This is a genomic window from Micromonospora sp. CNZ297, from assembly GCF_007827625.1.
In genome coordinates this window covers 187,722-214,030 of sequence record NZ_VISU01000005.1, presented here as the reverse complement: position 1 = coordinate 214,030, position 26,309 = coordinate 187,722, and the positions used below count along the sequence as shown (strand labels likewise).

General features: G+C 72.7%; 21 protein-coding genes. 5 read left to right on the top strand and 16 right to left on the bottom strand.

From position 1 onward, the window contains the following. Positions 1–2: 2 nt before the first annotated feature. Entirely contained in the window at positions 3–227 is a 225-nt protein-coding gene (locus FB454_RS12065) for a hypothetical protein (protein ID WP_013283547.1), read from the top strand. Here FB454_RS12065 and ccsB read toward each other — a convergent pair. Genes ccsB through hemL form a run of 6 tightly spaced genes read right to left on the bottom strand, consistent with a single transcriptional unit; the run spans position 196 to position 6,263 of the window. Beyond that, the gene (gene ccsB, locus FB454_RS12060) at positions 196–1,170 is read right to left on the bottom strand and encodes a c-type cytochrome biogenesis protein CcsB (RefSeq protein WP_145822953.1); all 975 of its coding nucleotides are present in this window, start codon (positions 1,168–1,170) and stop codon (positions 196–198) included. The two genes, FB454_RS12065 and ccsB, sit on opposite strands and share 32 nt — an antisense overlap. Further along, positions 1,170–2,789: a cytochrome c biogenesis protein ResB gene (gene resB / locus FB454_RS12055; RefSeq protein WP_047891624.1), complete on the bottom strand. Its 1,620-nt coding sequence runs from the start codon at positions 2,787–2,789 to the stop codon at positions 1,170–1,172. The genes ccsB and resB overlap by 1 nt, the downstream gene beginning before the upstream one ends. After that, complete coding sequence (locus FB454_RS12050) at positions 2,789–3,700, bottom strand: cytochrome c biogenesis CcdA family protein (RefSeq protein WP_123111802.1); 912 nt, start codon at positions 3,698–3,700, stop codon at positions 2,789–2,791. The genes resB and FB454_RS12050 overlap by 1 nt, the downstream gene beginning before the upstream one ends. Next, the gene (locus tag FB454_RS12045) at positions 3,700–4,275 is read right to left on the bottom strand and encodes a TlpA family protein disulfide reductase (RefSeq protein WP_145822952.1); all 576 of its coding nucleotides are present in this window, start codon (positions 4,273–4,275) and stop codon (positions 3,700–3,702) included. Before FB454_RS12045 ends, FB454_RS12050 begins: the two co-directional genes overlap by 1 nt. Continuing rightward, positions 4,275–4,922 carry a histidine phosphatase family protein gene (locus tag FB454_RS12040; RefSeq protein ID WP_013283542.1) on the bottom strand — a complete coding sequence of 216 codons (648 nt, stop codon included), beginning with the start codon at positions 4,920–4,922 and terminating at the stop codon, positions 4,275–4,277. The genes FB454_RS12045 and FB454_RS12040 overlap by 1 nt, the downstream gene beginning before the upstream one ends. A 3-nt stretch (positions 4,923–4,925) precedes the next feature. Next, positions 4,926–6,263: a glutamate-1-semialdehyde 2,1-aminomutase gene (gene hemL / locus FB454_RS12035; RefSeq protein ID WP_145822951.1), complete on the bottom strand. Its 1,338-nt coding sequence runs from the start codon at positions 6,261–6,263 to the stop codon at positions 4,926–4,928. A 157-nt stretch (positions 6,264–6,420) separates the two neighbouring features. On the opposite strand from hemL, the gene FB454_RS12030 reads away from it, so the two are divergent. After that, on the top strand, positions 6,421–6,753 hold the full coding sequence (locus FB454_RS12030; protein WP_013283540.1) for an STAS domain-containing protein: 333 nt from the start codon (positions 6,421–6,423) through the stop codon (positions 6,751–6,753). Between the two features lie 98 nt (positions 6,754–6,851). Here the strand turns inward: FB454_RS12030 and FB454_RS12025 are convergent, their stop codons facing one another. Both FB454_RS12025 and FB454_RS12020 read right to left on the bottom strand, forming a co-directional pair. After that, the gene (locus tag FB454_RS12025) at positions 6,852–8,444 is read right to left on the bottom strand and encodes an ABC-2 transporter permease (RefSeq protein WP_145822950.1); all 1,593 of its coding nucleotides are present in this window, start codon (positions 8,442–8,444) and stop codon (positions 6,852–6,854) included. After that, positions 8,441–9,400 carry an ABC transporter ATP-binding protein gene (locus tag FB454_RS12020; RefSeq protein ID WP_030273529.1) on the bottom strand — a complete coding sequence of 320 codons (960 nt, stop codon included), beginning with the start codon at positions 9,398–9,400 and terminating at the stop codon, positions 8,441–8,443. Before FB454_RS12020 ends, FB454_RS12025 begins: the two co-directional genes overlap by 4 nt. Positions 9,401–9,453: 53 nt before the next feature. Here FB454_RS12020 and FB454_RS12015 point away from each other — a divergent pair, with 53 nt between their 5' ends. Then, positions 9,454–9,978, top strand: coding sequence for a GbsR/MarR family transcriptional regulator (locus FB454_RS12015; protein WP_225319687.1), 525 nt, complete (start codon positions 9,454–9,456; stop codon positions 9,976–9,978). Between the two features lie 4 nt (positions 9,979–9,982). Here the strand turns inward: FB454_RS12015 and FB454_RS12010 are convergent, their stop codons facing one another. Both FB454_RS12010 and FB454_RS12005 read right to left on the bottom strand, forming a co-directional pair. After that, positions 9,983–10,540 carry a response regulator gene (locus FB454_RS12010; RefSeq protein ID WP_013283536.1) on the bottom strand — a complete coding sequence of 186 codons (558 nt, stop codon included), beginning with the start codon at positions 10,538–10,540 and terminating at the stop codon, positions 9,983–9,985. Continuing rightward, positions 10,537–14,901 carry a HAMP domain-containing protein gene (locus tag FB454_RS12005; RefSeq protein WP_047891618.1) on the bottom strand — a complete coding sequence of 1,455 codons (4,365 nt, stop codon included), beginning with the start codon at positions 14,899–14,901 and terminating at the stop codon, positions 10,537–10,539. Before FB454_RS12005 ends, FB454_RS12010 begins: the two co-directional genes overlap by 4 nt. Positions 14,902–15,071: 170 nt before the next feature. Between FB454_RS12005 and FB454_RS12000 the strand changes: the two genes are divergently transcribed. Beyond that, positions 15,072–17,132, top strand: a complete 2,061-nt coding sequence (locus tag FB454_RS12000) for a SpoIIE family protein phosphatase (RefSeq protein ID WP_145822949.1) — start codon at positions 15,072–15,074, stop codon at positions 17,130–17,132. Positions 17,133–17,577: 445 nt separating this feature from the next. On the opposite strand, the gene FB454_RS11995 is transcribed toward FB454_RS12000, so the two are convergent. Then, complete coding sequence (locus FB454_RS11995) at positions 17,578–19,053, bottom strand: FAD-binding oxidoreductase (RefSeq protein ID WP_049794800.1); 1,476 nt, start codon at positions 19,051–19,053, stop codon at positions 17,578–17,580. A 100-nt stretch (positions 19,054–19,153) separates the two neighbouring features. Between FB454_RS11995 and FB454_RS11990 the strand changes: the two genes are divergently transcribed. After that, positions 19,154–21,247, top strand: a complete 2,094-nt coding sequence (locus FB454_RS11990) for a S9 family peptidase (protein WP_013283532.1) — start codon at positions 19,154–19,156, stop codon at positions 21,245–21,247. 84 nt (positions 21,248–21,331) lie between these two features. Here FB454_RS11990 and FB454_RS11985 read toward each other — a convergent pair whose 3' ends face one another. The 5 genes from FB454_RS11985 to FB454_RS11965 form a co-directional block, all read right to left on the bottom strand. Next, complete coding sequence (locus tag FB454_RS11985) at positions 21,332–22,843, bottom strand: FtsX-like permease family protein (protein ID WP_013283531.1); 1,512 nt, start codon at positions 22,841–22,843, stop codon at positions 21,332–21,334. Next, a complete protein-coding gene (locus FB454_RS11980; RefSeq protein ID WP_013283530.1) occupies positions 22,840–23,541 on the bottom strand; it encodes an ABC transporter ATP-binding protein in 702 nt (233 codons plus the stop codon). The genes FB454_RS11985 and FB454_RS11980 overlap by 4 nt, the downstream gene beginning before the upstream one ends. Further along, positions 23,538–24,074, bottom strand: a complete 537-nt coding sequence (locus FB454_RS11975; protein ID WP_013283529.1) for a PadR family transcriptional regulator — start codon at positions 24,072–24,074, stop codon at positions 23,538–23,540. Before FB454_RS11975 ends, FB454_RS11980 begins: the two co-directional genes overlap by 4 nt. Before the next feature lie 73 nt (positions 24,075–24,147). Continuing rightward, entirely contained in the window at positions 24,148–24,714 is a 567-nt protein-coding gene (locus FB454_RS11970) for a TIGR03086 family metal-binding protein (protein WP_013473507.1), read from the bottom strand. A gap of 54 nt (positions 24,715–24,768) precedes the next feature. After that, positions 24,769–26,307, bottom strand: coding sequence for a SpoIIE family protein phosphatase (locus FB454_RS11965; protein WP_013283527.1), 1,539 nt, complete (start codon positions 26,305–26,307; stop codon positions 24,769–24,771). Positions 26,308–26,309 lie beyond the last annotated feature (2 nt).

The following is a 26,309-nucleotide window of genomic DNA, read 5'->3' as shown; positions in this document are numbered from 1 at the left end:
GGATGGACGACGCATACGTGGTGGGTGACCCCGACGGCCTCAGCCCGCTTCAGGCCGAGATCCGCGACGCCGTGGCCCGCGAGCTGCACGCCCAGTTCGCGCTGCGGGCGGACCGCCTCGAACTGGCCGACCTGCCGGAGGTGGCCTACCAGGTCACGCGCCGGGTGGACGAGGTGCTGAGCGCGCGCCCGGTCACTACACCCCGGCGTACGAGTGCAGACCGGTGAAGAAGAAGTTCACGCCGAACAGGTTCATCATCACGGTCAGGAAGCCCACGATGGAGATCCAGGTGGCCACGTTGCGCTTCACGCTCGGCGTGGCCCGTGCGTGCAGGTAGCCCGCGTACACCACCCAGGAGATGAACGCCCAGGTCTCCTTGGGATCCCAGCCCCAGGCGCGGCCCCAGGCCGCCTCGGCCCAGATCGCACCCGCGATCACCGCGAATGTGAAGATCGGGAACGAGAAGGCGTGCAGCATGAAGGTCAGCCGCTCCAGCCCGGCCGCCTCCGGGAGGCGGCGGGCCAGGGTGTACGGGAAGCTGCGCCGCCCCTGCTCCCAGCCGGACCGCATCAGGTACGCGGCGGCGGGCACCACGCCCAGCAGGAAGATGCCCGAGGCGAAGATGATCGTCGAGACGTGGATGATGAACCACCACGACTGCAGCGCCGGCATCAGCGGCTCGATCGGCACGTAGAGCTTCAGCTCGGCGAAGGCCAGCAGCAGCACCATGACCAGTGTCAGGAACAGCCCGAGCCGGCGCAGCCACGGCTGCTTCCAGAGCACCACGAGCCAGGCCGCCACACCGATCCAGGTGCCGGTCAGCACGAACTCGTACATGTTGCCCCAGGGCATCCGGTCGGCGGCGAGGCCCCGGGTGACCACGGCGCCCAGGTGCACGGCGGCGGCGAGCACTGTGAGCCAGGCGGCGATCCGGCCGGCCAGCACGGCCCGCGCGCCGGTGCGGTCCGGGCGCGACGGCGTCGCCGCGACGGCCGGCTCGTCGATCGTGCCGCCGGCTCCGCCGACGCCCGCGCCGACCAGCTCCCGCGCCGGCGCGGCCGCGGGCACCTTCCGCGCGTTGCCCAGCGCGAACTCCACGGCGTGGCTGATCATCGCGATCAGGTACGCCAGGATCGCGAACGCGACCAGCTGGTCGGAGAGTGCGGACATCAGTCGTCTCCTTCTCGCGCCCGCCGCGCGTCCGGCGCGTCACCGCTCACCGCGGCGACGAGCTGCGCGAACTCGTCGGCGAACCCAGGGTGCTCGGTGCGCGGCAGCCCACCGGCCTCCACCAAACTACTACCGCTCGTCGGAGATCCGCCCTCGGGGGGCGAAACCCGGAACCAGACCCGGCGCCGCCGGGCGAACAGCGAGCCCATCAGGCCCAGCAGCAGCGTGCCGCTCGCCACCAGCAGCAACGTCTGCCCGGGCGCGTGCCGGACCGCGAGCGTGATGTACGGCTTGGTGCCGACGAACTCCAGAGTGCTGCCGTCGTCGAGGGTCCACTTCTCCCCCGGCCGCAGCAGCTTGGTGCCGATCTCCTTGAGCTTGCCGTCGTCGATCTGCCGCCGGTCCAGCGCGTAGACCGAGCCGGGGATGCCCGCGTCCAGCCCGAGGTTGCCCCGGTACGCGGTCAGGTTCACCGCCGGGTTCCGCTCGGCCGGGTACTGCGACGAGACGTACGGCGCGCTCTCCGGCGCGGTCGGCAGGTAGAGCCCGTCGAAGGCGATCTGCTGGTCCGGGGCACGCGCGCCGGTCTTCGGGTCGACGTTGGCGTCCGGGAAGATCGCCACGCCCTCCTCGGTCGCGTTGGAGTCACCGGTACGCAGGAACGGCGCCTCGCTGGTCTGGCTGCGGCCGTACCTGTCGGTGTACTTCAGCAGCGGCGCGTAGCCGTTGCCGAGCAGGTAGACGTTCGCCGAGCCGAGCCGCAGCGGCGAGTTGACCGAGAACCCGGCGGTCCGTTCCGTGCCGCCCGGCTCGTCCACGGTCACCGTGGCCCAGTAGCGGGACGCCAGCCCGGACGGCAGGTAGTCGGCCTCGAACTTCTCCAGCGTCAGGCAGAACGGCGGCAGGTCGGAGCTGTCCACGCGCGGGCCGAGCGACGCCTCGGCGTACTGCTGGCGGGTGTTGCAGAAGGCGTTGTCCTCGCCCGCCACCAGGATGCGGTTGCCGTGCCATCCGTACCAGGAACCGAGCGCCACCCCGAGCAGGACGGCGACCAGCGACACGTGGAAGAGCAGGTTGCCGGTCTCCTTGAGGTAGCCCTTCTCGGCGGAGACCTCGTCGCCGCGCACGGTGACCCGCCACCGGCGGCGGCGCAGCACCGCCGCGATCGCCTCGGGGTCGGCGGCGGCCGGGGCCTCCAGCACCGCGTGCTGGGGCAGCCGGTCGAACCGCTTCGGCGCGGCCGGCGGCTTCATCCGCAGCGCGCGGACGTGGTCGCGGGCGCGGGGCAGGATGCAGCCGATCAGCGAGGTGAACAGCAGCAGGTAGATCGCGGAGAACCAGACCGAGCCGAAGACCTCGAACGCGCCGATCTGGTTCAGCCGGGGCGCGAGGTCGGGGTGATCGACGAACCACTGGTTGACGCGTTCCGGGTTGACGCCGCGCTGGGGCAGCACCGAGCCGGGGATGGCCGCGACGGCGAGCAGGAACAGCAGGATCAGCGCCGTACGCATGCTGGTGAGCTGCCGCCACGAGTTGCGCAGCAGGGCCAGCACCGGGTTGACCCGCCGCCGGGGCGCCTGCGCGGGTGGGGTCGACGGCCTGTCGTCAACGGTCGTCATCAGATGCTCACCTCGCCCACGCCCACGTTCGTCTGCAACCAGATCACCACGTTCACCCAGCCGCCGGTGATCAGCGCCAGGCCGATCGCGATCAGCAGCGCGCCGCCGATCCGGGTGACCCACCGGCTGTTGCGCCGGACGGCGCGGAACACCCCGAGCAGGCGCTGGAAGCCCAGCCCGAAGACGACGAACGGTATCCCCAACCCGAGGCAGTACGCCACGGCGAGCACCACCGCCCGGTCGGTCCCGCCCTCGGTGGCCGCCATGCCGAGCACCGCGCCGAGCGTCGGGCCGGTGCAGGGCAGCCAGCTGAGCGCGAAGACCGCGCCGAGCACCGGCGCGCCGAGCAACCCGGCGGAGGGCAGCCAGCGGATGCGGAACTCCCGCTGCATGCCGGGGATCACCCCGAGGTAGCCGAGGCCGAGCACCACCACGAGCGCGCCGATGACGATCTCCAGCGTGCGCTCGTACCGGAAGAAGAGCTTGCCGACGCCGGAGAAGAGGATCGCGGTGGCGACGAACACGACGGTGAAGCCCGCGATGAACAGCAGCGTGCCGGCGAGCACCCGGCCCTTGACGGCGGCGGTGGTCCGTTGCGGCGCCGCCCGCTCGGCGACGCTCACGCCACCCGAGCCACCCGAGCCACCCGAGCCACCCGCGCTGCCCGCGCTGCTGCCGGCGGCGGCGCCGGTGTTAAGAAGGGGCCCTTCCTCTACCGGAGGCGTTAAAAGGGGGCCCTTCCTTGCACCCTCCAGGTCGGAGCCGGCCAAGCCGGTCACGTACGACAGGTAGCCGGGCATGAGCGGGAGCACGCACGGGGACAGGAAGCTGACCAGTCCGGCCAGCGCCGCCGCGCCGACCGCGAGCAGCAGCGGGCCGGACTCGGCGAGCTGGCGGAACGTCTCGCCCATCAGCGGGCACCGTTCGGCGGCGGCGCCTCGGCGGCGATGTCCTCGACGATCGGCCGCAGTTCGTCGCGGGTGACGGCCCGGCGGATCACCACGGCGATCCGGCCCTCGCGGTCGAGCACGACCGTGGCCGGGGTGGTGTTCGGCGGGATGTCGAAGTTCAGCGCCTGGCGGCTGGCCGGGTCGAAGATGCTCGGGTACGTGACCCGGCCCTCCTCGAAGGCGATCGCCTTGTCCTTGCTGTCCTGCACGTTGATGCCGAGGAACGTCACGCCGGAGTCCTTGGTGGCCTGGTAGGTGGCCTCCAGGTCGTCCGCCTCGGCGCGGCAGGGAGCGCACCAGGAGCCCCAGAAGTTGACCACGACGACCTGCCCGCGGTCGCGGGAGATGTCATAGCTGCCGCCGGTGAGCAGTTCACCGCTCACCTTCGGCGTCTTGGAGCGCTGGTCCGGGGCGCAGGTGACAGTCGAGCCGTCGGCCGCGCACCGGCTCTCCTGGCTGCCGGAGGAACAGCCGACCAGCGCCGTACCGGCGGTCACGGCGGCGAGCAGGGCGGCGGCGAGCCTCCGGGTGAGCATCAGGCCCCCTTGGCCGTCCGGGCGGTCGGCGAGATCGAGACGAGGTGGGCCGCCGGCTCGGAGTACCCGATACCGACGATCTTGGCGCCGTCGAAGTGGAACGAGGTGAGGCTGGCCAGGCCGCACTGGCGGCGGCGCGGGTCGTGCCAGAGGCGCTTGCGCTCGACGTGCCGGCGCAGCGTCCAGATCGGGAGCTGGTGCGACACGAGCACCGCCTCCCGCCCCTCGGCGGCGACCCGGGCGGCGTGCAGCGCGGCGAACATGCGCTCGGCGATGGCCCGGTACGCCTCGCCCCAGGACGGGGTCACCGGGTCGCGCAGCACCCACCAGTTGCGCGGGTCGCGGAACGAGCCGTCACCGGGCGAGACCTTCTTGCCCTCGAACCAGTTCGCGCTCTCGATCAGGCGCTCGTCGACGCCGACGGAGAGACCGAACTGTGCCGCGATCGGCTCGGCGGTCTGCTGGGCGCGCTCCAGCGGGCTGGCCACCACGTGCACCACGGTCCGGTCGGCGAGCGCCTGCGCCGCCGCCTTGGCCATCTGCACGCCCAGCTCGGAGAGGCGGAACCCGGGCAGGCGGCCGTAGAGGATGCCGTCCGGGTTGTGCACCTCGCCGTGCCGCAGCACGTGCACCACAGTCTCCGCCACTGGTTACCCCCCGTGTCCCGCCGCTGCCGCCGCCCGCGCCGCCACCGGCAGGGCGGCGGCGATCTGCTCCCACGCGGCGTCGTCGATCGCGGTCGAGACGAACCACGACTCGAACGCGCTCGGCGGCAGGTAGACGCCACCGGCCAGCATCGCGTGGAAGAACGCCTTGAACGCCGGCACCACCTGGGTGCGGGCGCTGTCGTAGTCGTGCACGTCCGCGTCGGTGAAGAAGACCGAGAACATGTTGCCCGCGGTGGAGAGGCGGTGCGGCACGCCCGCCGCGGACAGCGCCTCGGTGGTCAGCTTGCCCAGCGCGGCGGCGTTCTCGTCGAGCCGCCGGTAGAGCGCGTCGTCGGCCAGCCGCAGCGTGGCCAGACCGGCCGCGCAGGCCAGCGGGTTGCCGGAGAGCGTGCCGGCCTGGTAGACCGGGCCGGCCGGGGCGAGCTTCGCCATGATCTCCGCGCGCCCGCCGAACGCCGCGGCGGGCAGGCCGCCACCCATGACCTTCCCGTACGTCCACAGGTCCGCGTCCGACGGGTCGAGGCCGTGCCATCCGGCGCGGGACACCCGGAACCCGGTCATCACCTCGTCGACGATGAGCAGCGCGCCGTTGGCGTGGGCGATCCGGGCCAGCTCGGAGTTGAAACCGTCGCGGGGCGCGATCACGCCCATGTTGCCGGCGGCGGCCTCGGTGATGATCGCGGCGATGTGCTGCCCCTCGGCGGCGAACGCCTCCTCGACCGCGCGCAGGTCGTTGTACGGCAGCACGATGGTGTCGCCGGCCGCCGCGCCGGTCACGCCGGGCGAGTCGGGCAGGCCGAAGGTGGCCACGCCGGAGCCGGCGGCGGCGAGCAGCGCGTCGGAGTGGCCGTGGTAGCAGCCGGAGAACTTGATGATCTTGGCGCGGCCGGTGAAGCCGCGGGCCAGCCGGATCGCCGACATGGTCGCCTCGGTGCCGGAGTTGACCAGGCGCACCTGCTCCACCGGCGTCCGCGCGATGATCTCCTCGGCCAGGTCGACCTCACCCGGCGTCGGCGTGCCGAAGCTGGTGCCGAGCGGCGCCGCCTCGCGCAGCGCCTCCACCACTGCCGGGTGCGCGTGACCGAGGATCAGCGGACCCCAGGAGCAGACCAGGTCGACGTAGCGCCGACCGTCGGCGTCGAAGAGCCACGGACCCTCCCCCCGGACCATGAAGCGCGGGGTGCCGCCGACGGCACGGAACGCGCGCACGGGAGAGTTGACCCCGCCGGGCACGACGGCCTTGGCGCGGTCGAACAGGGCCTCGGAGGCCGGGGCGTCGGCCGGGTAACGGCCGGATCCGGCGGAAAAGGTCTCGGTCACGATGGGGCCATTGTGTCAGCGCCGGAGCGCTGCCTGGCAGGCACCCCGCAACGGGGGTTACCAGGCTCACCCGCCGCTCACCCGCCTGAGCGGCGCGGCGGACCGACGGCGATCCGCTCGACAGGCCCGTCGGTCGAGATCGCGATAGGCTGACCGGGTGGATCGTGCCGAACTGTCCATCACCGTACACCGGACGGGTGACGAAGCCGTGCTTCGCCTGGCCGGTGAGATCGACATGCTCACGGCCGCCCAGCTCTCGACAGTGGTGAACGAGGTGCTGGCGGATCCGCCCCCGCGCATCGTGCTCGACCTGGCCGGGGTCACGTTCTGCGACTCGCAGGGCCTCGGCACGCTCGTGGTGCTCAGCCGCAAGGCCAGCCACACCCAGTGCCTGCTGATGCTCACCAACGTCGGCGACTTCCTGATCCGCGTCCTGGACATCACCGGCCTCCGCAGCGCCCTGATGATCCGCAACGAAGCCACCCCGTAGCCCTCACCTCCGCCCTCCCCCGCGATCTTGCACTTGCGGCCCTCCGTGCGGGTGATTCGCCCGCTTTGTCGGGGCCACAAGTGCAAGATCAACGCGGGTCAGAGGACGGGGAGGTCGCGGCGGCGGAACATCAGCAGGCCTGCTGTGGCCAGGGTCACCGCCAGGGCCGTCAGCACGTAGAGCGGGGTGGGGGTCCACGCGTCGCGCAGCACCTGCGGGGTGTGCGTGAACGGGGACACGTCCAGCAGCCACTGGTCCAGCTCCAGCACGGCGCCGAGCTGCCCGAGCAGCACGCAGACCGCCAGCACCACCCACGCGGCGGACGCGAGCCGGGGCAGCAGGCCGTAGAGCAGCACGGCGAGCCCGGCCAGCACCCACGCCGCGGGCACCTGGGCCAGGCCCGCGGCGAGCATCCGGCCGAGCTGGCGGGGCACGTCACCGGTGCTCAGCCCGTACGTCAGGCCGGTGGCCAGCCCGGTCACTCCGAGCACCACGACCGGGCCGAGCAGCGCGAACGCCACGTGCGAGAGCAGCCAGGTCGAGCGCCGCGTCCCGGTGGCGAGCACCGGCTCGGCGTGCCCGGCGGCCTCCTCGGCGCGCATCCGCAGCGCGGCCTGGATGCCGTACCCGGCTGCTGCGAGCCCGGCCAGGCTCAACGTGACCCCCAGGTACGCGTCGGCCATCCCGGACGCGCCGCCGAGCCGGGCCACGATCTCCTCCATCCGCGGACTCCCCTCGACCGACCGGCCGGCCGCCTCGGCAGCGCCCCCGAGGATCAGCCCGAGCAGGCCGAACCCGACCGACCACCAGAGGATCTGCCCCCGGTGCAGCCGCCAGGCCAGCCCGAACGGACCGGACAACGCGCCGCCCGCGCCGGCCGGGCCGAGCCGGGGCGGCAGCACGCCCGCGCCCAGGTCGCGGCGGACCGAGATCGGGTACGCGAGCACGGCGAGCAGCACGGTGGCGGCCAGTGGCAGCAGCAGCACCCACCACCGCTCCCCCTCGTACGGGCGGACGCGGGCGGCCCAGCCCAGCGGGGACAGCCAGCTCGGCCAGTCGTTGCCGGCGGTGTCCCCGGCCAGGCGCAGCCCGAACGCGGCGCCGAGACCGGCGAGGCCGATGCCCCGCGCCCCGCCCGCGGTCTCGGTGAGCTGGGCGGCCAGCCCGCCGAGCGTGGCGAAGACGGCGCCGGTCAGCACGGTGACCAGTCCGTATGCGACCGAGCCGCCGACCGGCAGCCCGGTCGAGACGAGCCCGGCGGCGGTGAGCAGCCCGAGCACCAGGTCGGCGCCGTACGTGGCGAGCAGCGCGGCGGTCAGCCCGGCGTGCCGCCCGAGCACGCTGCCGCCGAGCAGTTCCCGGCGACCGGCTTCCTCCTCGGTGCGGGTGTGCCGGATGACGGTGAGCAGGCTCGCCAGCGCGACGATGAGCAGCAGGAAGCCGCTGCGCTGGGCGGTGAGCGCGCCGACGCTGTCGCCGTACGCCGGGCCGAGCAGCGCGACGATCGACGGGTTGCGGGCGGTGCCCTCCAGGTATGCGGCCCGCTCGGCGGCGGTGGGGAACAGCTCGAAGAAGCTGGCCGCGTACGTGATCGGCAGCACCGCGAGCACGAGCACCCACAGCGGCAGCAGGAGGCGGTCCCGGCGCAGGATCAGCCGGACCAGGTGACGCGTGCCGGTGAGCGCGCTCATGACCGGTCCGCCGTCTCGGAGGGCGCCGCGTCGGAAGAGGGCGCCGCGTCGGAGGCGGGCGCCGCCTCGGACGGCGTCGTCTCGTAGTGCCGCAGGAACAGTTCCTCAAGCGTGGGCGGCGTGCTGACCAGGCTGCGTACCCCCAGCTCGGTGAGCCGGCGCAGCGCGGCGTCGAGCGACGCGGTGTCCACGTCGAAGCGGACCCGCTGCCCGTCCACCCGCAGGTCGTGCACGCCCGGCAGGTCGGCCAGGCCGTCCAGCGGCGCGGTGACCTCGGCGTCGATCGCGGTGCGGTGCAGGTGGCGCAGGTCCCCGAGCGTGCCTGACTCCACCGCCCGGCCGGCCCGGATGATCGTCACCCGGTCGCACAGCGCCTCCACCTCGGCCAGGATGTGGCTGGACAGCAGCACGGTCCGCCCGTCCTGCCGGGCGCGGCGGACCCAGTGCTGGAAGACCTCCTCCATCAGCGGGTCGAGCCCGGAGGTCGGCTCGTCGAGGATGAGCAGTTCGACGTCGGAGGCGAGCGCGGCGACCAGGCCGACCTTCTGCCGGTTGCCCTTGGAGTAGGTGCGGCCCTTCTTGCGCGGGTCCAGCTCGAACGACTCCAGCAGCTCGGCGCGGCGTTCCGGGTCGAGCCCGCCGCGCAGCCGGCCGAGCAGGTCGATCACCTCGCCGCCGCTGAGGCCGGGCCAGAGCGTGACGTCGCCGGGTACGTACGCGAGGCGCCGGTGCAGCGCCACCGCGTCCCGCCACGGGTCGCCGCCCAGCAGTCGGACGGCCCCCGCGTCCGCCCGCAGCAGGCCGAGCAGCACCCGGATGGTGGTCGACTTGCCGGAGCCGTTCGGGCCCAGGAAGCCGTGCACCTCTCCGGTGCGAACGGTCAGGTCGAGCCCGTCGAGGGCCCGGGTGCGGCCGAAGGTCTTCACCAGGCCGGACACATCGATTGCCGTTTCCATACTTCAGAAGCTACGCTCGTTTCACAAAGTTGTGAAGACTGTAGGGTCACGGGGTGAGTGTCGAGGAGCCGACCATGAACGTGCCGCCCCAGCACGACGAGGAAGAGGTCCACCTCTTCGTCGAGCGGATGGCGATGGCCTTCGCCGACGTGGGCTTCCCCCGGATGGCCGCCCGGGTCCTGTTCACAGTGATGAGCGCCGACGACCCGCTCACCGCGGGCGAGATCGCCGAGCGGCTCGGCGTCAGCGCGGCGGCGGTGAGCGGCGCGGTGCGCTACCTGACCCAGTTCGCCATGCTGGTCCGCGAGCCGGTCAAGGGCTCCCGGCGCGACCGCTACCGGATGCCCGACAACCCGTGGTACGAGGCGACCATCACCAAGACCACGCTCTACAAGAACTTCATCGACATCGCCGCCGGCGGAGTCGACGCACTGCACGGACGCAGCACACCGGCCGGTGAGCGGGTCGCCGAGATGCGCGACTTCTTCCTCTTCGTACAGGAGGAGCTGGAATCGCTCGGCGACCGCTGGCGGGCCCGGCGTGCCGCGACCGGGCACGGCGGCCCGGCCGGCGGCTGAACCGTCAGCGGGTGTTGCCCCAGCGCGCCTGCTCCAGCAGCTCCACCGCGCGTTCCCGGGTGGACGGGTCGTCGTCGGCGCGCAGCAGCGCCGTCGCCTCGTCGACCGCGTCGGTCAGGTGCCGCCACTGCAGATCCCGTTCCCGCACCAGATCCGACTGGGCGGCGAGCTGCCGCGTCTTCACCCACAGGTCGACGAAGACCGTCACCTTGGCCCGCAGCACCCACGGGTCGAACGGCTTGGTCAGGTAGTCGACCGCGCCGGCCGCGTAGCCGCGCAGCGCGAGCTGGGCGTCCTTGTCCGCGGCGGTCAGGAAGATGATCGGTACGTGCCGGGTGCGCTCGCGCCGCTTGATGTGGGTGGCGGTCTCGAACCCGTCCATGTCCGGCATCTGGGCGTCCAGCAGGATCACCGCGAAGTCGTCCACCAGAAGCTGCTTGAGCGCCGCCTCGCCGCTCTCCACCGCGACCGACTGCACCGGGAGACCCTGGAGGATCGCCTCCAGCGCCATCAGGTTCTCCCGCCGGTCGTCCACCAGCAGGGCCTTGGCCGTCTGCGTCACGCGTTCTCCTCGCCTCGGCTCCGGCTGATCCAGGACGCCATCAGTTCGATCAGCTCGTCCAGGTCCACCGGCTTGGTGATGTAGTCGCTGCCGCCGGCGCCGAGCGCCGACTCCCGGTCGCCGGGCATCGCCTTCGCGGTCAGGAAGACGATCGGCAGGTCCGCGAACCGGTGGTTGCGGCGGATCTGCGCTGTCGTCTCGTACCCGTCCTGGTCCGGCATCATGGCGTCCATCAGGACGATGTCCACCTCCGGGTGCTCGGCGAGCTGGCGGACGCCGTCCGCCCCGTTGTCCGAGTACAACACGGTCATCCCGTGCAGTTCCAACGCGGACGTCAGCGCGAACACGTTCCGCACGTCGTCGTCGATGATCAGCACGGTCACGCCGTCCAGGCGCCGGGTGGCGGGCGTCTCCTGCGGCTGCGGCAGCTCCATGGGCATGAGCAGCGACGACGGCAGGCCCGCGCGACTCGGCGACGGTGGCGCCGGCGCCACCACCGCGTCCGGCGCCAGCACATCGGGTACGAAGAGAGTGAACGTCGAACCCTGACCGGGCGCGGACGAGACGGTGATCGTGCCGCCGAGCAGGCGGGCCAGGTCACGGCTGATGGACAGGCCCAGCCCGGTGCCGCCGTAGCGGCGGCTGGTGGTGCCGTCCGCCTGCTGGAACGCCTCGAAGATCAGCGACAGCTTGTCGTCGGAGATCCCGATGCCGGTGTCGATCACGGTGAACGCGATCACCCGCTGCGCGTTCGTCAGCGCGGGCACGTCGAAGACGGCGTTGTCGGCCGCCGGGCCGATCCGCAGCGTCACCGCGCCGTTGTCGGTGAACTTCACCGCGTTCGACAGCAGGTTGCGCAGGATCTGCTGCAACCGCTGGGCGTCGGTGACCAGCGCGGGCGGCAGGTCACGGCTGACCCGTACCTGGAAGTCCAGGCCCTTCTCCTCGGCCTGCGGCGCGAACGCCTGCTCGACGTAGCCGCGGATCTCGGCGAACTGGATCTCGGTGGGCTCCACGTCCATCCGGCCCGCCTCGATCTTGGACAGGTCGAGGATGTCGTCGATCAGCGACAGCAGGTCCGACCCGGCGCCGTGGATGGTGCGGGCGAACTCGATCTGCTTCGCGCTGAGGTTGCGCTCCGGGTTCTCGGCCAGCAGCCGGGCCAGCAGGAGCAGCGAGTTCAGCGGCGTACGCAGCTCGTGGCTCATGTTGGCCAGGAACTCCGACTTGTACGCCGACGCGCGGGTGAGCTGCTGTGCCTTCTCCTCCAGGCCGAGGCGGGCCAGCTCGATCTCCCGGTTCTGCGTCTCGATGTTGGCCTTCTGCTCGGACAGCAGCTTCGCCTTGTCCTCCAGCTCGGCATTGGTGCGCTGCAACTCGGCCGACTGGTCCTGCATCTCGTGCGCCAGCCGCTGCGACTGCGCCAGCAGCTCCTCCGTACGCCGGTTGGCCTGGATGGTGTTGACAGCGACGCCGATGGTGAGCACCAGCCGCTCCAGGAACGCCAGGTGCAGCTCGGAGAACGTGGCCACACCGGCGAACTCGATCACGCCGAGCAGTTCGCCCTCGAACTGGACCGGCAGCACCACCAGGTCGGCCGGGGGCGTGTCGGCCAGCCCGGACCGTACGACGAGGCGCCCGTCCGGCTGCGCCTTGACCCGGATCGTCCGGCGCGACAGGGCGGCCTGCCCGACCAGCCCCTCACCCGGGCCGAACGTGACGTCGTGGCCGCGTGCCACGTACCCGTAGGAGGCGGTGAGCCGCAGCCGCATGCTGCCCTCGGAGCTGTCCGCCAGGAAGAACGCGCCGAGCTGCGCGTCCACCAGCGGGGTCACCTCCTGCATGATCATCCGGCAGACCTCGCCCAGGTCGCGCTGGCCCTGGAGCAGACCACCGATCCGGGCCAGGTTCGAGTCCAGCCAGCCCTGCTCGGCGTTCTTCTTGGTCGTCTCCCGGAGGGTGACGATCATCTGGTTGATGTTGTCCTTCAGCTCGGCGACCTCGCCCTGCGCCTTCACGTTGATCCGCTGGGTCAGGTCACCACGGGTCACCGACGTGGAGACCTGCGCGATCGCGCGCAACTGCGTGGTCAGGGTCGAGGCGAGCTGGTTGACGTTCTCGGTGAGGTCGCGCCACGTACCGGAGACGCCCTTGACCTGGGCCTGACCACCCAGCTTGCCCTCGGTACCCACCTCACGGGCCACCCGCGTGACCTCGTCGGCGAACGACGAGAGCTGGTCGACCATCGTGTTGACGGTGTTCTTCAGCTCCAGGATCTCGCCCTGCGCGTCGACGGTGATCTTCTGACCCAGGTCGCCGTTCGCCACGGCGGTGGTGACCGAGGCGATGTTCCGCACCTGGCTGGTCAGGTTCGACGCCATCGAGTTCACGTTGTCGGTCAGGTCCCGCCACGTACCCGAGACGCCCTTGACCTGAGCCTGACCACCCAGCTTGCCCTCGGTACCCACCTCGCGCGCCACCCGCGTGACCTCGTCGGCGAACGACGAGAGCTGGTCCACCATCGTGTTGACAGTGGACTTCAGCTCCAGGATCTCGCCCTGCGCGTCCACTGTGATCTTCTGCGACAGGTCACCCTTGGCGACGGCTGTCGACACCTGGGCGATGTTGCGCACCTGCGCGGTCAGGTTCGACGCCATCGAGTTCACGTTGTCGGTCAGGTCGCGCCAGGTGCCGGCGACGCCGCGTACCTGGGCCTGGCCGCCGAGCTTGCCCTCGGTGCCCACCTCACGGGCCACCCGCGTGACCTCGTCGGCGAACGACGAGAGCTGATCCACCATCGTGTTGACAGTCGACTTCAGCTCCAGGATCTCGCCCCGGGCGTCCACAGTGATCTTCTGCGACAGGTCACCCTTCGCCACGGCGGTGGTGACCGAGGCGATGTTCCGGACCTGGCTGGTCAGGTTCGACGCCATCGAGTTCACGTTGTCGGTCAGATCGCGCCACGTACCCGAGACGCCCTTGACCTGGGCCTGACCACCCAGCTTGCCCTCGGTACCCACCTCACGGGCCACCCGGGTCACCTCGTCGGCGAACGAGGAGAGCTGGTCCACCATCGTGTTGACGGTGTTCTTCAGCTCCAGGATCTCGCCCTGCGCGTCCACTGTGATCTTCTGACCCAGGTCGCCCTTGGCCACCGCGGTGGAGACCTGGGAGATGTTGCGGACCTGGCTGGTCAGGTTGCCGGCGAGCTGGTTGACGTTCTCGGTGAGGTCGCGCCACGTGCCGGAGACGCCGCGCACCTGCGCCTGGCCGCCCAGCTTGCCCTCGATGCCCACCTCACGCGCCACGCGCGTCACCTCGTCGGCGAACGAGGAGAGCTGGTCCACCATCGTGTTCACGGTGTCCTTCAGCTCCAGGATCTCGCCCTGGGCGGCCACCGTGATCTTCTGCGACAGGTCGCCCTTCGCCACCGCCGTGGACACCTGGGCGATGTTGCGCACCTGCGCGGTCAGGTTCGACGCCATCGAGTTGACGTTGTCGGTCAGGTCCTTCCATGTGCCGGCCACGCCCGGCACCTCGGCCTGGCCGCCCAGCTTGCCCTCGGTGCCCACCTCGCGCGCCACCCGGGTCACCTGCTCGGCGAACAGCCGCAGCGTGTCGGTGAGCGAGTTCATGGTGTCGGCCAGCTCGGCCACCTCGCCGCGCGCGCCGACCGTGATCTTCTGCGACAGATCGCCCTTCGCGACAGCCGTCGCCACCTGGGAGATCGACCGCACCTGCCCGGTGAGGTTCGACGCCATGGTGTTCACCGAGTCGGTGAGGTCCTTCCAGGTGCCCGCCACCCCGCGCACGTCGGCCTGGCCGCCCAGCTTGCCCTCGGTGCCCACCTCACGCGCCACGCGCGTCACCTCGTCGGCGAACGACGAGAGCTGGTCCACCATCGTGTTCACGGTCCGGCCGATGCGCAGGTACTCACCGCGCAGCGGGCGACCGTCGATCTCCAGCGCCATGTGCTGGGACAGGTCGCCGTCGGCCACCGCCACGATGACCCGGGCGATCTCGGTGGTCGGCCGGCCCAGGTCGTCGATGAGCGAGTTGACCGCGCGCTGCCCCTCCGCCCAGGAGCCGTCCAGGCCCTCGTCGTCCAGGCGCTCGGTCAGCCGGCCGTCGCGGCCGACGATCCGGCTGATCCGCCGCAGGTCCAGATGCTGCCGCTCCTGCAACGACACCACGTCGTTGAAGGCGTCGGCGACCTCACCGGGCAGCCCCGCCCGCCGGGGCAGGCGCACCCGGAGATCGCCGCGTCCCACCCTGCGCAACGCCTCGACCAGTTCGCCGAGGAGCACCTCGTGGTCGGACGCGGACGGGTCAGCGGTCACCGACTGATTCACCGTGGCCATCGATCCTCGCTCCGCTCGGGCTCGTGCCGTCACACGGGCCATCCCATCATTGTGCCGCGCGATCCGTCGAGGTCACCGCGTGTGATCGCGCGTCACGTGCGGTATCGACCCGGGTGGCGGGTTCGGCCTGATGCTTGGCACCCGGGGTGGGCGCGGTGGAGGATACGAAGGTGTCAGCGGAGGCAGGGCCTGCTAGCGGCGGCGCGGACGAGCGCGTCCGCCGGGTCCGCCTCCCCGCCGACCGCCGCACCCCGGCGGCGGCCCGCGCGCTGGTCCGCACCATGCTGCTCGAAGCGCGGCTGCCCGAACTGCTGAACGAGGCGCTGCTGCTCACCACCGAGCTGACCACCAACGCCGTCGAACACGCGCGCACCGAACTGGACATCGAGGTCGACACCGACCGCAACGGCCTCACCGTGACAGTCACCGACTTCGCCTCCGGCCCGGTCGACGAGCTGATCGTGGGCGTGCGCAACACCACGTCCGACATCACCGAGGTCGCCGCCCGAGGGCGCGGCCTGCTGCTCGTCGACCACTTCTCCAGCCGGTGGGGCACCACGTACCTGCCCACCGGCAAGGGCGTCTGGTTCCGCCTGGACCGGCCCGGCCCCGGCGGTTCCGCCCGGCCGTCGGCCAGCCCACTGCGCGTCGCCGAACCGGAAGGAAACGGCGACGGTACGCCGAGCGCCGCGGCGATGAGTGAGTTGATGCAGCTCACCCCTGACGCGTACGCCGACGAGCCGCTGCCCGAGTTCGCCACCGGACTACTGACCCGGGTCGCCGAGATGGTGGGCGCCGCCGGTGGCACGGTCCGGCTGGACCGGGGCGACGGACTCGGCACCCAGGTCTTCGCCCGGTACGGCCGGCCGGCGCGCGAGGGCAACGAGCTGCTGCGGGTCCCGCTCGCCGTGCACCGGCCGTACTCCGGTGAGCTGGAGCTGGACGCGGCGCCCTCGGCGTACGCCCGGCCGCTCGCCGTACTGGCCGCCGAACGGCTGTCGCTGCACCTGGAGAACGACCGGCTGCGCCGCGCCGACGTACGCCGCTCCACCTGGCTGACGTTCCTGGCCGAGGCCAGTGAACTGCTCGCCCAGTCGCTCGACGTCGAGCTGACCATGGCGCTCATCCCGCAGCTCGTGGTGCCCCGGCTCGGCCAGTGGTGCGCCGTGCACACCACCGACGAGTGGGGCCGCCTGCGGCTCGCCGCGTCGAGCCACGCCGACGAGGCGATGCTGCCGCAGCTGCACCGGATCCTCCAGGAGACCGGCCAGGACTCGATCCAGTCCCGGCTGCGCGAGGCGTCCCGCAACGCCGCCCAGGTGCCGCTCGGCGGGCCGATGGAGGGCTTCGCCGTACCGCTCATCGCCCGCGGCCAGCGGCTCGGCACCCTCGCCGTGGGCCGGCACCAGCGGCACCGGCACGACCCGGACGAGGTCTCGGTGCTGGAGGACGTGGCCCGCCGCGCCGCCCTCGCCATCGAGAACGCCCGCATCCACGCCGAGCGCCGCCGGGTCGCCCAGACGCTCCAGCAGTCGCTGCTGCCGCCGGTGCTCCCGGTGGTCGAGGGCATCGGCTTCGCCGCCGAGTACGTCCCGACCGGCGACGACGCGGAGGTCGGCGGCGACTTCTACGACGTGCTCCCGCTGCCGGACGGCCGCTGGCTCGTGGTGGTCGGCGACGTGTCAGGCAAGGGCGTGCAGGCCGCCGCCGTGACCGGCCTGGTCCGGGACGTGATCCGGGTGCTCGTCGGCGACGGCAAACCGCTGCCCGAGGTGCTCGGCCGGCTCAACGAGACGCTCGTGGAGCGCGGCGGCGGGCGTTACTGCACGCTGGCGCTGGCGGCTGTCGCACCCGGCGACGGCGACCAGCTCGACGTCTCGCTGCACCTGGCCGGCCACGACCGCCCGGTACTGCTGCACGGCGGTGGAGGGGCGACGTTCGTCGGCGCCGGCGGTACGGCGCTGGGCCTGCTCGACACGATCACCACGCCGACCGCCGAGCTGACACTCAAGCCCGGCGACGCGCTGATCTTCTACACCGACGGGGTCACCGAGCGGCGGCGCGGACGGGAGCTGTTCGGCACCGACCGGCTGCGCGAGTCGGCGGCGCCGCTGGCCGGGTACTCGGCCGACGTGGTGGCCGCCCGGCTGCGCGCCGCCACCATCGCCTTCTCGGTGGAGCCCCCACGCGACGACATAGCCATCCTGGTCCTCCGGAACGACACCCCCTAGCCCGCTCGCCCCGCCCCGCCCCGCGTCCGCTCCGGGTTCGGCGTCGGCGTCGGCGTCGGCGTCCGCCTCGACGATCATGAACTTAGCCGCTCATTTCGCCCGATTCCTCCCCGCCAACTTCATGGTCAACGAGCGCTCCCTCCTCCACGCGGACGCCTCAGCCGTCGTTCGCGGCGCTCAGCTCGCCGTCGTGACCGTTGAGCCCGCCCCGTCGCGGCTGTTGAGCCCGCCCGTCGTGGCGCTCGCTCCCCGGCGCAGCCCTTCAGCCCTCCCCGTCTCGCCCTCAACTCCCCCTCGTGGCGCTTCCGCCCGCCCCGTCGGCGGTGATCAAGGAGTTTGTGGCTCAGGAGGGCGCGAAATCTGACACAAACTCCTTGATCACCGAGTGAGGGCGGGCCGGGCGAGGGCCGGCGGGGACAGGGCCGGGCCAGGCGGGGCAGGTGGGTCAGAGGCCGCCGGGGAGGCGGCCGGGGGCCAGGCGGTGGTGCGGATCCAGGTGGGCCTTGGCGCTGCGCAGTCTCGGCAACGTGGGCAGCTCGCCCCAGAGGTCCACGGCACGGCGTACCGCCGCGGGCGCGGCCACCACCACGCACCGACCCCGTCGGGCGATCAGCACGCTGCGAACCGCGGTGAGGATCGAGGCGACCCGCTCGGGCGGCAGCGCGCCGGACAGGGCGGCGTGGACGGTGCCCGAGCCGGCCGAGCCGCGTACCGGCACCGGGCCGCCGGTGGCGTCGCGCAACGCGTAGACGGCTGCGTGCAGGTCGTTGATGGGCACCTCGATGCGCAGCGCCGTGTCGCCGGGCGCGAACGGGTAACGCCCCCACCATTCCGGTGCGTGGTGGCTGACGATCGCCTCGGCGCCGAGGACGGCGGTGAGCCGCTCGGCCCGCTCGGTCACGTCGGCCGGGCCGCCCTCCAGCAGCACCACGAGGCTGCCCGCCGCGGGTCGTCCGGTCACGGCGGGATGGTCGGGGCGGTTGACCACCGACGGGTGCGACGGCGGAATGCGACGCCGGGGCAGCGGCACCGGCACCGGCAGGTCCAGTTCGACGGCGGCCGGATCGACGCCCGCGGCCAGTACGGCACGGACCAGGTCGTGCACCTCCAGCGGTGTCCAGACCGGACGGGACACCCAGAGCCGGCCGGCCGGCACGGCGTGCACCCGCATGGTGGCCGAGACCAGCACGCCGAGCCCGCCCTGCGAGCCGCAGAGCAGCCGGGCCACGTCCAGCCCGGGCACCTCTCCCCGGCCGAGTATCGCGTCCCCGCCGCCGCGACCCGGATCGCCGCCACCACCGTCGCCCGCCGGACCGCGTCCACTCGCCCGGCCACCGCCGCTGCCAGGGGTGGCCCGGCCGAGCGCCTCCGTGCCGGACTCGCCGACGCTCACCAACTCGCCGTCGGCGTCGAGGTAGCGCACCCCGACGAGCTGGGCGCACGGGCTGCCGTGCCGGTGACGCAGCGGACCGGACTCGTCGGCGGCGAGCACCCCGCCGAGCGTCGCGCCCGGCGAGGGCGCGTCGACCGGCAGCCGCCGGTTGGTGCGCGCGAGTGTGGCCTGGACGGCGCGCAGCGGCGTACCGGCGCCGATCTCGGCCACCGCCGCGTCGCGCGGCTCGTGCCAGACCCCGGCGAGGCGGCCGGTGTCGAGCATGATGTCCACCTGCGCCGGCGCGGCCCCCCAGTCGATCTTCGTGCCGGCGCCGCGCGGCACCACTGTCAGGTCGTGCGCCGCGGCCAGCCGCAACACCTCCGCCGCGGCGTGCGGGCCGCCCGGCACGGCCACCCATCGGGCGGTACGGCCGGCCACCTCGTCGGCCGGGCCGGCGAAGCGGGCGAACGGGGTGCCGCAGATCGCGGCCAGCTTCCGGGTGATGTCGAGGGCTTCGAGTTCGGTGGAACGTGCCGCATCCGCCATGGCGGTTATCGTACACATGTTCGAAAGACCTGGCGGCGAGTCGCCGGATTCGGTCGGCGGGCGAGCCCGGCGGCGGCCCGCCGACCGGTAACGTGGCGCCGTGACCGAAACCCCACCGCCCGTCGCCAAGCGCGTCCCGACCGAGCGCCTTCATCACGGTGACACAGTCCTCGACGAGTACGCCTGGCTCGCCGCCAAGGACGACCCGGACACGATCGCGTATCTGGACGCCGAGAACGCGTACACCGAGGCGCGCACCGCCCACCTGGCCGGCCTGCGCGCGGAGCTGTTCGAGGAGACGCGCCGGCGCACCCAGGAGACCGACCTGTCGGTGCCGACCCGCAAGGACGGCTACTGGTACTACACCCGCACGGTGGAGGGCCAGCAGTACGGTGTGCACTGCCGACGCGCGGTCCGGCCGGGCGAGACGGCACCCCCGGTCAGCGCGGACGGCGCCCCGCTCGACGGCGAGGAGGTGCTGCTCGACGGCAACCAGCTCGCCGAGGGGCACGACTTCTTCTCGCTCGGCGCGTTCGACGTCAGCCCGGACGGGCGCTGGCTGGCCTACTCCACCGACTTCTCCGGCGACGAGCGCTTCACGCTGCGGATCAAGGATCTGACCACCGGCGAGTCGCTGCCGGACGAGGTACCGGACACGTTCTACGGCACGGCCTGGTCCAGCGACGCGTCCACGCTGTTCTACGTGACTGTGGACGAGGCGTGGCGGCCGAACCGGGTCTGGCGGCACACCGTCGGCACGGCGTCCACCGAGGACGTGGTGGTCTACCAGGAGGACGACGAGCGGTTCTGGGTCGGCGTCGAGCTGACCCGCTCCGAGCGTTTCGTGGTCATCGACATCCACAGCAAGATCACCAGCGAGGTGTGGGTGATCCCGGCGTCCAACCCGACCGGCGAGCCCGCCGTCGTGGCCCCGCGGCGTCAGGGTATCGAGTACGCGGTGGAGCACCACGGCCACCGCTTCCTGATCCTGCACAACGACGGCGCGGAGGACTTCGCGCTGGCGTACACCTCGGCGGACTCGCCGGGCGAGTGGGAGCCGCTGATCCCGCACACCCCTGGCACCCGGCTGGAGGCGGTCGACGCGTTCGAGAACCACCTCGTGGTGTCGCTGCGCACCAACGGCCTGACCGGCCTGCGGGTGCTGCCGGTGGGCACCGACGACAGCTGGGACATCGACTTCCCCGAGCCGATCTACAGCGTCGGGCTGGACGCCAGCCCCGAGTACCGCACGAACGAGGTGCGGCTGCGCTACACCTCGCTCGTCACCCCCGACTCGGTCTACGACTACGACCTGGTCACCCGGGAGCTGACGCTGCGCCGGCAGAAGCCGGTCCGCCCCGGGCCGGACGGGCGGGCGTACGACCCGGCCGACTACGAGCAGCACCGGGACTGGGCGCTCGCTGACGACGGCACCCGCGTACCGATCTCGCTCGTCTGCCGCCGCGACACCCCGCGCGACGGCTCGGCGCCCGCCGTCATCTACGGCTACGGGTCGTACGAGGCGAGCATGGACCCGTGGTTCTCGATCGCCCGGCTGAGCCTGCTCGATCGCGGCGTGATCTTCGCGGTGGCGCACATCCGGGGCGGCGGTGAGCTGGGCCGGCGCTGGTACGACGAGGGCAAGCTGCTGGCCAAGAAGAACACGTTCACCGACTTCGTGGCCTGTGCCCGGCACCTCGTGAAGGCGGGCTGGACGGCGAGCGACCGGCTGGTCGCCCGGGGCGCCTCGGCCGGCGGCCTGCTGATGGGCGCGGTGGCGAACCTCGCCCCGGACGCGTTCACCGGCATCGTCGCGCAGGTGCCGTTCGTGGACGCGCTCACCTCGATCCTCGACCCGTCGCTGCCGTTGACTGTCACCGAGTGGGAGGAGTGGGGCAACCCGCTCGACGACCCCGAGGTCTACGCGTACATGAAGTCGTACACGCCGTACGAGAACGTGGCCACCGTCGAATACCCGGCGATCTTGGCGGTGACCAGCCTCAACGACACGCGCGTGCTCTATCACGAGCCGGCCAAGTGGATCGCCCGGCTGCGGTCGCTCGCGCCGGCCGGCGACTACCTGCTCAAGACCGAGATGGGCGCGGGCCACGGCGGCCCGAGCGGCCGGTACGACTCCTGGCGCGAGGAGGCGTTCGTCAACGCCTGGATCCTCGACCGCGTCGGCCGCGCCTGAGGTGTAAGGAAGGGCCCCTTATTAACAGACGTCTGTTAATAAGGGGCCCTTCCTTACACGGGGGCCTGCTCGGCCGCTGACCGCTCAGCCCGCGCGCAGTTCCTCCACCGACGTCGCGGTGCGCAGGAACAGCAGGCCGGCCACGACCGTGCACAGCACCGCCGCCAGCCCACCCGCCGCGAGCCAGGCCAGCTGATCCCACGGTACGTCCGGCGGAACTGTCGTCTTCGGCACCCATTCGGTACGGGTGTACCGCGCCGCGGTGGCCGGATCGCCGCACAGTTCCGAGCCGGCGTCGCAGATCGTCCGCGTGAAGCCGCCGTTGCTCGGTGCCGGCATGACGCCCCGGACCAGCAGGTAGCCGACCGTCAACGCGAGCCCGATCGCGGGTACGGCGGGGGCGAGCGCGGCCCAGAGCAGCGACCGGCCGATGGTGGCCCGTGGCACGCCGGTCGCCACCTGCGCCGCGTACGCCCGTCGCCGGCTGGTGATCCCCTCGACCACCGCCACGAGCAGCCCACCGCCGGCGATCGCCATCGCCACCAGGACCGCGAGGTCGACCAGGTCCATCGCGCCGAGGTAGAAGCCCGGGTCGGCCAATCCGGAGCCGGTGCGGCGGGTCACCTCGGCCTCGGCCTGGAAGTCGGCACGCAGCCCTGCGGCACCGGCGCCGAAGATCAGCGCGGCCAGCAACGCGGCGAAGGTGCGGCTGCCCGCCCACGGGTCGGCGGCCAGCCGGCGGGCGGCGAGCAGGGCGGCCGGGCCGCGTCCGTGCCGGTGCAGCAGCCGGCCGGTCCGGTACGAGATCCAGCCGGTGCCCGACACCACGCCGATCATCGCGGTCAGCCCGCCGACGACGAGCAATGTCGGCACCGGCCAGTCGGGGGCCACGGCGCCACGCCGTTCGTACCAGAGCAGGAGCGGGCGGATCGCGGCGAACATCGCCAGCGCGGCGAGGATGAGCACGCCCGGCCACGGCCAGGGCGCCCGGGTGCGGACCTTGCGCACGACGCCGAACGGGGTGGTGGCGACCCGCCGCAGCAGCAACGCGCTCACCAGCGCGGCGGCCAGCGGCAGGCCGAGCACGACGGCCGCCACCGCCACCGGGGCCGGGTGCACGTCGGTGGGCAGCGGCAGCCGCCCGTCCGCGTCGGGCCGGTGCAGCAGCCGGCGCCCGGCCAGGAAGACGGCCAGGCCGACGAGGGTGCCGAGCAGGCTCGCCACGCCGGTCTCGGCGACCGCGACCCGGGTGACCTGCCCGGGGGTGGCACCGGCCAGCCGGAACGCGGCCAGCCGCCGGTCCCGGCCCGGCGCGCCGAGGCGGGCGCACTGCCCGGCCAGCCCCAGGACCGGTACGCAGAGCAGCAGCAACGCGAACGCCACGCCGGGGCGCAGACCGGGTTCCCGCAGCAGGGCGTTGGTGTACTGGTCGGAGTTGAGCCCTTCGTCGCCGGACGGCTTCACCACCGACAGCACGGTCAGCGCGGCCAGCCCGGCCAGCGTCGCGAGCGCGGCGCTCACCGCCGTGAGCACCACCCGTGCGATGTCGGTACGGGTGCCCGCCAGCACGAGACGCAGCAGCGTCCCCGGCCTCACCGCGACCCGCCCGGCAGCGCCGGGTCGAGCCCGAGCCCGGTGTGGTCGACCATGCCGTCGCGCAGGCTGACCTCCCGGTCCGCGTACGCGGCGATGCGCGGCTCGTGCGTCACCAGCACGACTGTGGTGCGCTGCTCGCGGGCCAGCCGGACCAGTTGAGTGAGCACCTGCTCGCCGGCCAGCGTGTCGAGCGCGCCGGTCGGCTCGTCGGCGAAGATCACCCGTGGTTCGGTGACGAGCGCCCGGGACAGCGCGCAGCGTTGCTGCTGCCCGCCGGACATCTCACCGGGCCGGGCGTCGGCGACGTCGGCCACGCCGAGCCGGTCCAGCCAGGAGAGCGCCGCCGTCCGCGCCGCTCGCCGCCCCGTGCCGGCGAGCAACAGCGGGAGCGCGACGTTCTCCGCGGCGGTCAGCTCGGCGACGAGCTGGCCGAACTGGAACAGCACCCCGAATTCGGTACGGCGCAGCCGCGAGCGGGCCGCCTCCGACCACGTGTCGATCCGTTCTCCGCGCCAGGTGACCTGACCGGCGTCGGGGCGCAGGATGCCGGCGAGACAGTGCAGCAGCGTGGACTTGCCGCAGCCGCTCGGGCCGGTGACCGCGACGATCTCGCCTTCGGCCACGTCGAGCGTCACACCGCGCAGCGCGGGGTTGTGACCGTAGGCGCGGACCACTCCGCGCGCTTGCAGGAACGTCACGTGCGCACCTCCCGGTGCCAGTCGGCGACCCGGTCGAGGGTGGTGTGCAGCCACCGGAGATCGGCGTCGAGGTGGGCGATGGCGAAGTCGGCGGCGACCACCTCGTCGAGGCGGGCGCCGGGGGCCGTCTTCAGCGCGGTCAGTTCGCGCAGGCGTTGCGTGTGCGCCTGCCGCTGCGCGATCAGGTAGACGCGGGCCTGGTCGACGTCGGCCACCAGGAGCGCGACCACCACCTTGGCGAAGAGCGTGCTGGCCACGTACGGCATCGGCGGCTCGACGGTGCCGAGCCAGTGGTCCAGCGCCGCCCGCCCGTCCTCGGTGAGCGCGTACGAGGTGCGGTCCGGTCCGCCCTCGCGGGTCTGCCCGGCCGTGGCCACGAGGCCGTCGCGGCACAGGCGGGCCAGTGTCGCGTAGACCTGCCCGAAGGCGAGCGGCCGGGCGCGGGGCAGCCGCTCGTCGTGCGCGCGCTTCAGCTCGTAGCCGTGGCGCGGGCCGGCGGCGAGCAGCCCGAGCAGGACGTGCGACGTGGACACGCCCCTACTATTCACTGAGCGAATAGTGGTGTCAAGAACGGCCCGCGCGGCGCACCACGCGGGCCGTCGGAGTTCAGCGGGTCCAGGCCGGGTCGCGCCCGGCCCGGCCGAGCAGCGCGTCCATGCTGTCCGGTGCCGCGCCGGTGGGCACCGGCGGGCCGAACGCGCCCATCTTCTGCCCCGTGTCGCCCATCCGGTCCATGAACTCGTGCCCCGCGGCCACCACTGCCGGGTCCACGGTCAGCTCCTGGCCGGTGGCCCGCGCCAGGTCCCATCCGTGGACGGTGAGGTCGATCAGGGCCATCATGCCGACCGTCTCCTGCGGCAGTCCCATGCCGGGGGAGACCCCCTCCTGTGTGGCCGGGTCGGACCACGCCTCGGTCAGGCGGGCCGCCTCGGTCGCGAACCGGTCCCGCCAGCCGTCGGTCAGGTGGTCGGTCTTGCCGGACCAGTCGACCTCCTCCCGGCGGGCCAGCGCCTGGAAGTTGACCACCACGTCGAACAAGTGGCCCAGCAGGTCGCGCACTGTGTAGTCCGGGCAGGGGGTGGGCAGGACGAGCTGGTCGTCGGAGATGCCGCGCACCACAGCGGCCGTACGCGGCGCCGCGACGGCGAGCAGTTCACTGGTCTTGGTATTCATCGGGCCAGCGTATGAGGACGGCGTCGATCGGCCCCACTTCTCAGGACCAGGGGATCAGCGGCGACGGACCGCTACCACAGCGACGTCGTCGTGGATCTCCGGCGGCGCCAGCTCGACGAGCAGCCGCCGGCAGAAATCGTCCAGGTCGTCGTCCACCCGGGTGGCGGCCACGCCGAGCGCCGCCATGCCGTCGTCGATCGTGGCGTCCCGCCGTTCGATCAGCCCGTCGGTGTAGAGCACGAGCGTGGCCCCGGCGGGCAGCACGAACTCCAGGTCCGGCGGGCGCGGCGCGCGTACGCCGAGCAGGGGCGCGGACTGCGTCACGAACTCGACCCTCCCGTCCCGGCTGAGCAACGCCGGCAGGTGCCCGGCGCTGGCCAGCCGGACCAGCCCGGTCGGCGGGTGGAGCAGCAGCACGCAGATGGTGGCCAGCTCGGTCGGCAGCAGGTTGCGCATCAGCTCGTTGACCCGGTCCAGGATCACGCCCGGCTGGTGCCCCTCGACCGCGTACGCCCGTACCGCGTGCCGCAGCTCGGCCATCACCGTGGCGGCGTGCAGCGAGTGCCCGGCCACGTCACCGATCGCCACCAGCAGGTGGCCGTCGAGCATCACCAGCTCGTAGAAGTCGCCGCCCACCTCGGTCTGCGCGCTCGCCGGCTCGTACCGGACGGCCAGGTCCAGGCCGACGACGTCGGGCAGCCGCTGCGGCAGCAGGCTGCGCTGCAACGTCACAGCGATCCGGTGCTCCTCGTCGAAGGACCGCTGCGCCTCGACCGCCGAGGCGACCGCCTGGGCGAGCTGCACCAGCACCGGCGTGCGTACGGTCTGGGTGGCGGTCGGCACCACCACGTAGAGCGGGGCCCGGTCCTCGCGCAGCCGGGAGGCGGCGACGGTCACGGTGTCGCCGTCCGGCCAGCCGGCCGGCGCCCAGTTGGCCGGCTCGTCGACGCGTACCCGGGTGCCGATCGGCACTCCGGTGTCGTCCACCACCCACGGCACGATGGTGGCCGGTGTGTGCGGGTCGGCCGCCACGCCCGCCAGGCAGTCCCCGTCGAACGTCTCGGCGACCACCGCCGCCGGGGCATTGAAGATCCGCGCCGCGCCGCTCGCGGCGGCCTCCAGCAGCCGGACGAAGTTCGGCGTCGCGTGCATCTCCACAGTGGCGTCGGCGAGCGCGGCGAGCCGTTCGGCGAGCTGCTCGGCCCGCCGCCGGGCCTGGTAGTAGCGCAGCACCGCGTGGGCGGTGGCGACCAGTTCCTCCGGCTCGATCGGCTCGGCCAGGTAGGCGTCCGCGCCCCGGGTGAGACCCTGCGCCCGGTCGACCACGTCGACCGCGTGCGCGGAGACGTGGATGACCGGGATCGACGGGTGCGCCTCCTTGATCCGCTCGCACACCTCGAAGCCGCTCATGTCCGGCAGACGGACGTCGAGCACCACGAGGTCGATGTGTTCCCGGTCCACCCGCTCCAGCGCCGCCGTGCCGTTCTCGGCCTCGACGGTGACGAAGCCGGCCCGGGTCAGCCAGTTGACCAGCAGGTATCGCTTGGGGCCGCTGTCGTCGACCACAAGCACGGTCACCGGCCCGCCGTCCACCG

What these genes read in the sequence shown, in the direction of transcription:
- FB454_RS12045 (WP_145822952.1), bottom strand. Translation starts at nt 4,275, where the DNA reads ATGCTCACCCGGAGGCTCGCCGCCGCCCTGCTCGCCGCCGTGACCGCC.
- FB454_RS12025 (WP_145822950.1), bottom strand. Translation starts at nt 8,444, where the DNA reads ATGAGCGCGCTCACCGGCACGCGTCACCTGGTCCGGCTGATCCTGCGC.
- FB454_RS11995 (WP_049794800.1), bottom strand. Translation starts at nt 19,053, where the DNA reads ATGGCGGATGCGGCACGTTCCACCGAACTCGAAGCCCTCGACATCACC.
- FB454_RS12050 (WP_123111802.1), bottom strand. Translation starts at nt 3,700, where the DNA reads ATGGGCGAGACGTTCCGCCAGCTCGCCGAGTCCGGCCCGCTGCTGCTC.
- resB (WP_047891624.1), bottom strand. Translation starts at nt 2,789, where the DNA reads ATGACGACCGTTGACGACAGGCCGTCGACCCCACCCGCGCAGGCGCCC.
- FB454_RS12005 (WP_047891618.1), bottom strand. Translation starts at nt 14,901, where the DNA reads ATGGCCACGGTGAATCAGTCGGTGACCGCTGACCCGTCCGCGTCCGAC.
- ccsB (WP_145822953.1), bottom strand. Translation starts at nt 1,170, where the DNA reads ATGTCCGCACTCTCCGACCAGCTGGTCGCGTTCGCGATCCTGGCGTAC.
- FB454_RS12020 (WP_030273529.1), bottom strand. Translation starts at nt 9,400, where the DNA reads ATGGAAACGGCAATCGATGTGTCCGGCCTGGTGAAGACCTTCGGCCGC.
- FB454_RS12065 (WP_013283547.1), top strand. Translation starts at nt 3, where the DNA reads ATGGACGACGCATACGTGGTGGGTGACCCCGACGGCCTCAGCCCGCTT.
- FB454_RS11970 (WP_013473507.1), bottom strand. Translation starts at nt 24,714, where the DNA reads ATGAATACCAAGACCAGTGAACTGCTCGCCGTCGCGGCGCCGCGTACG.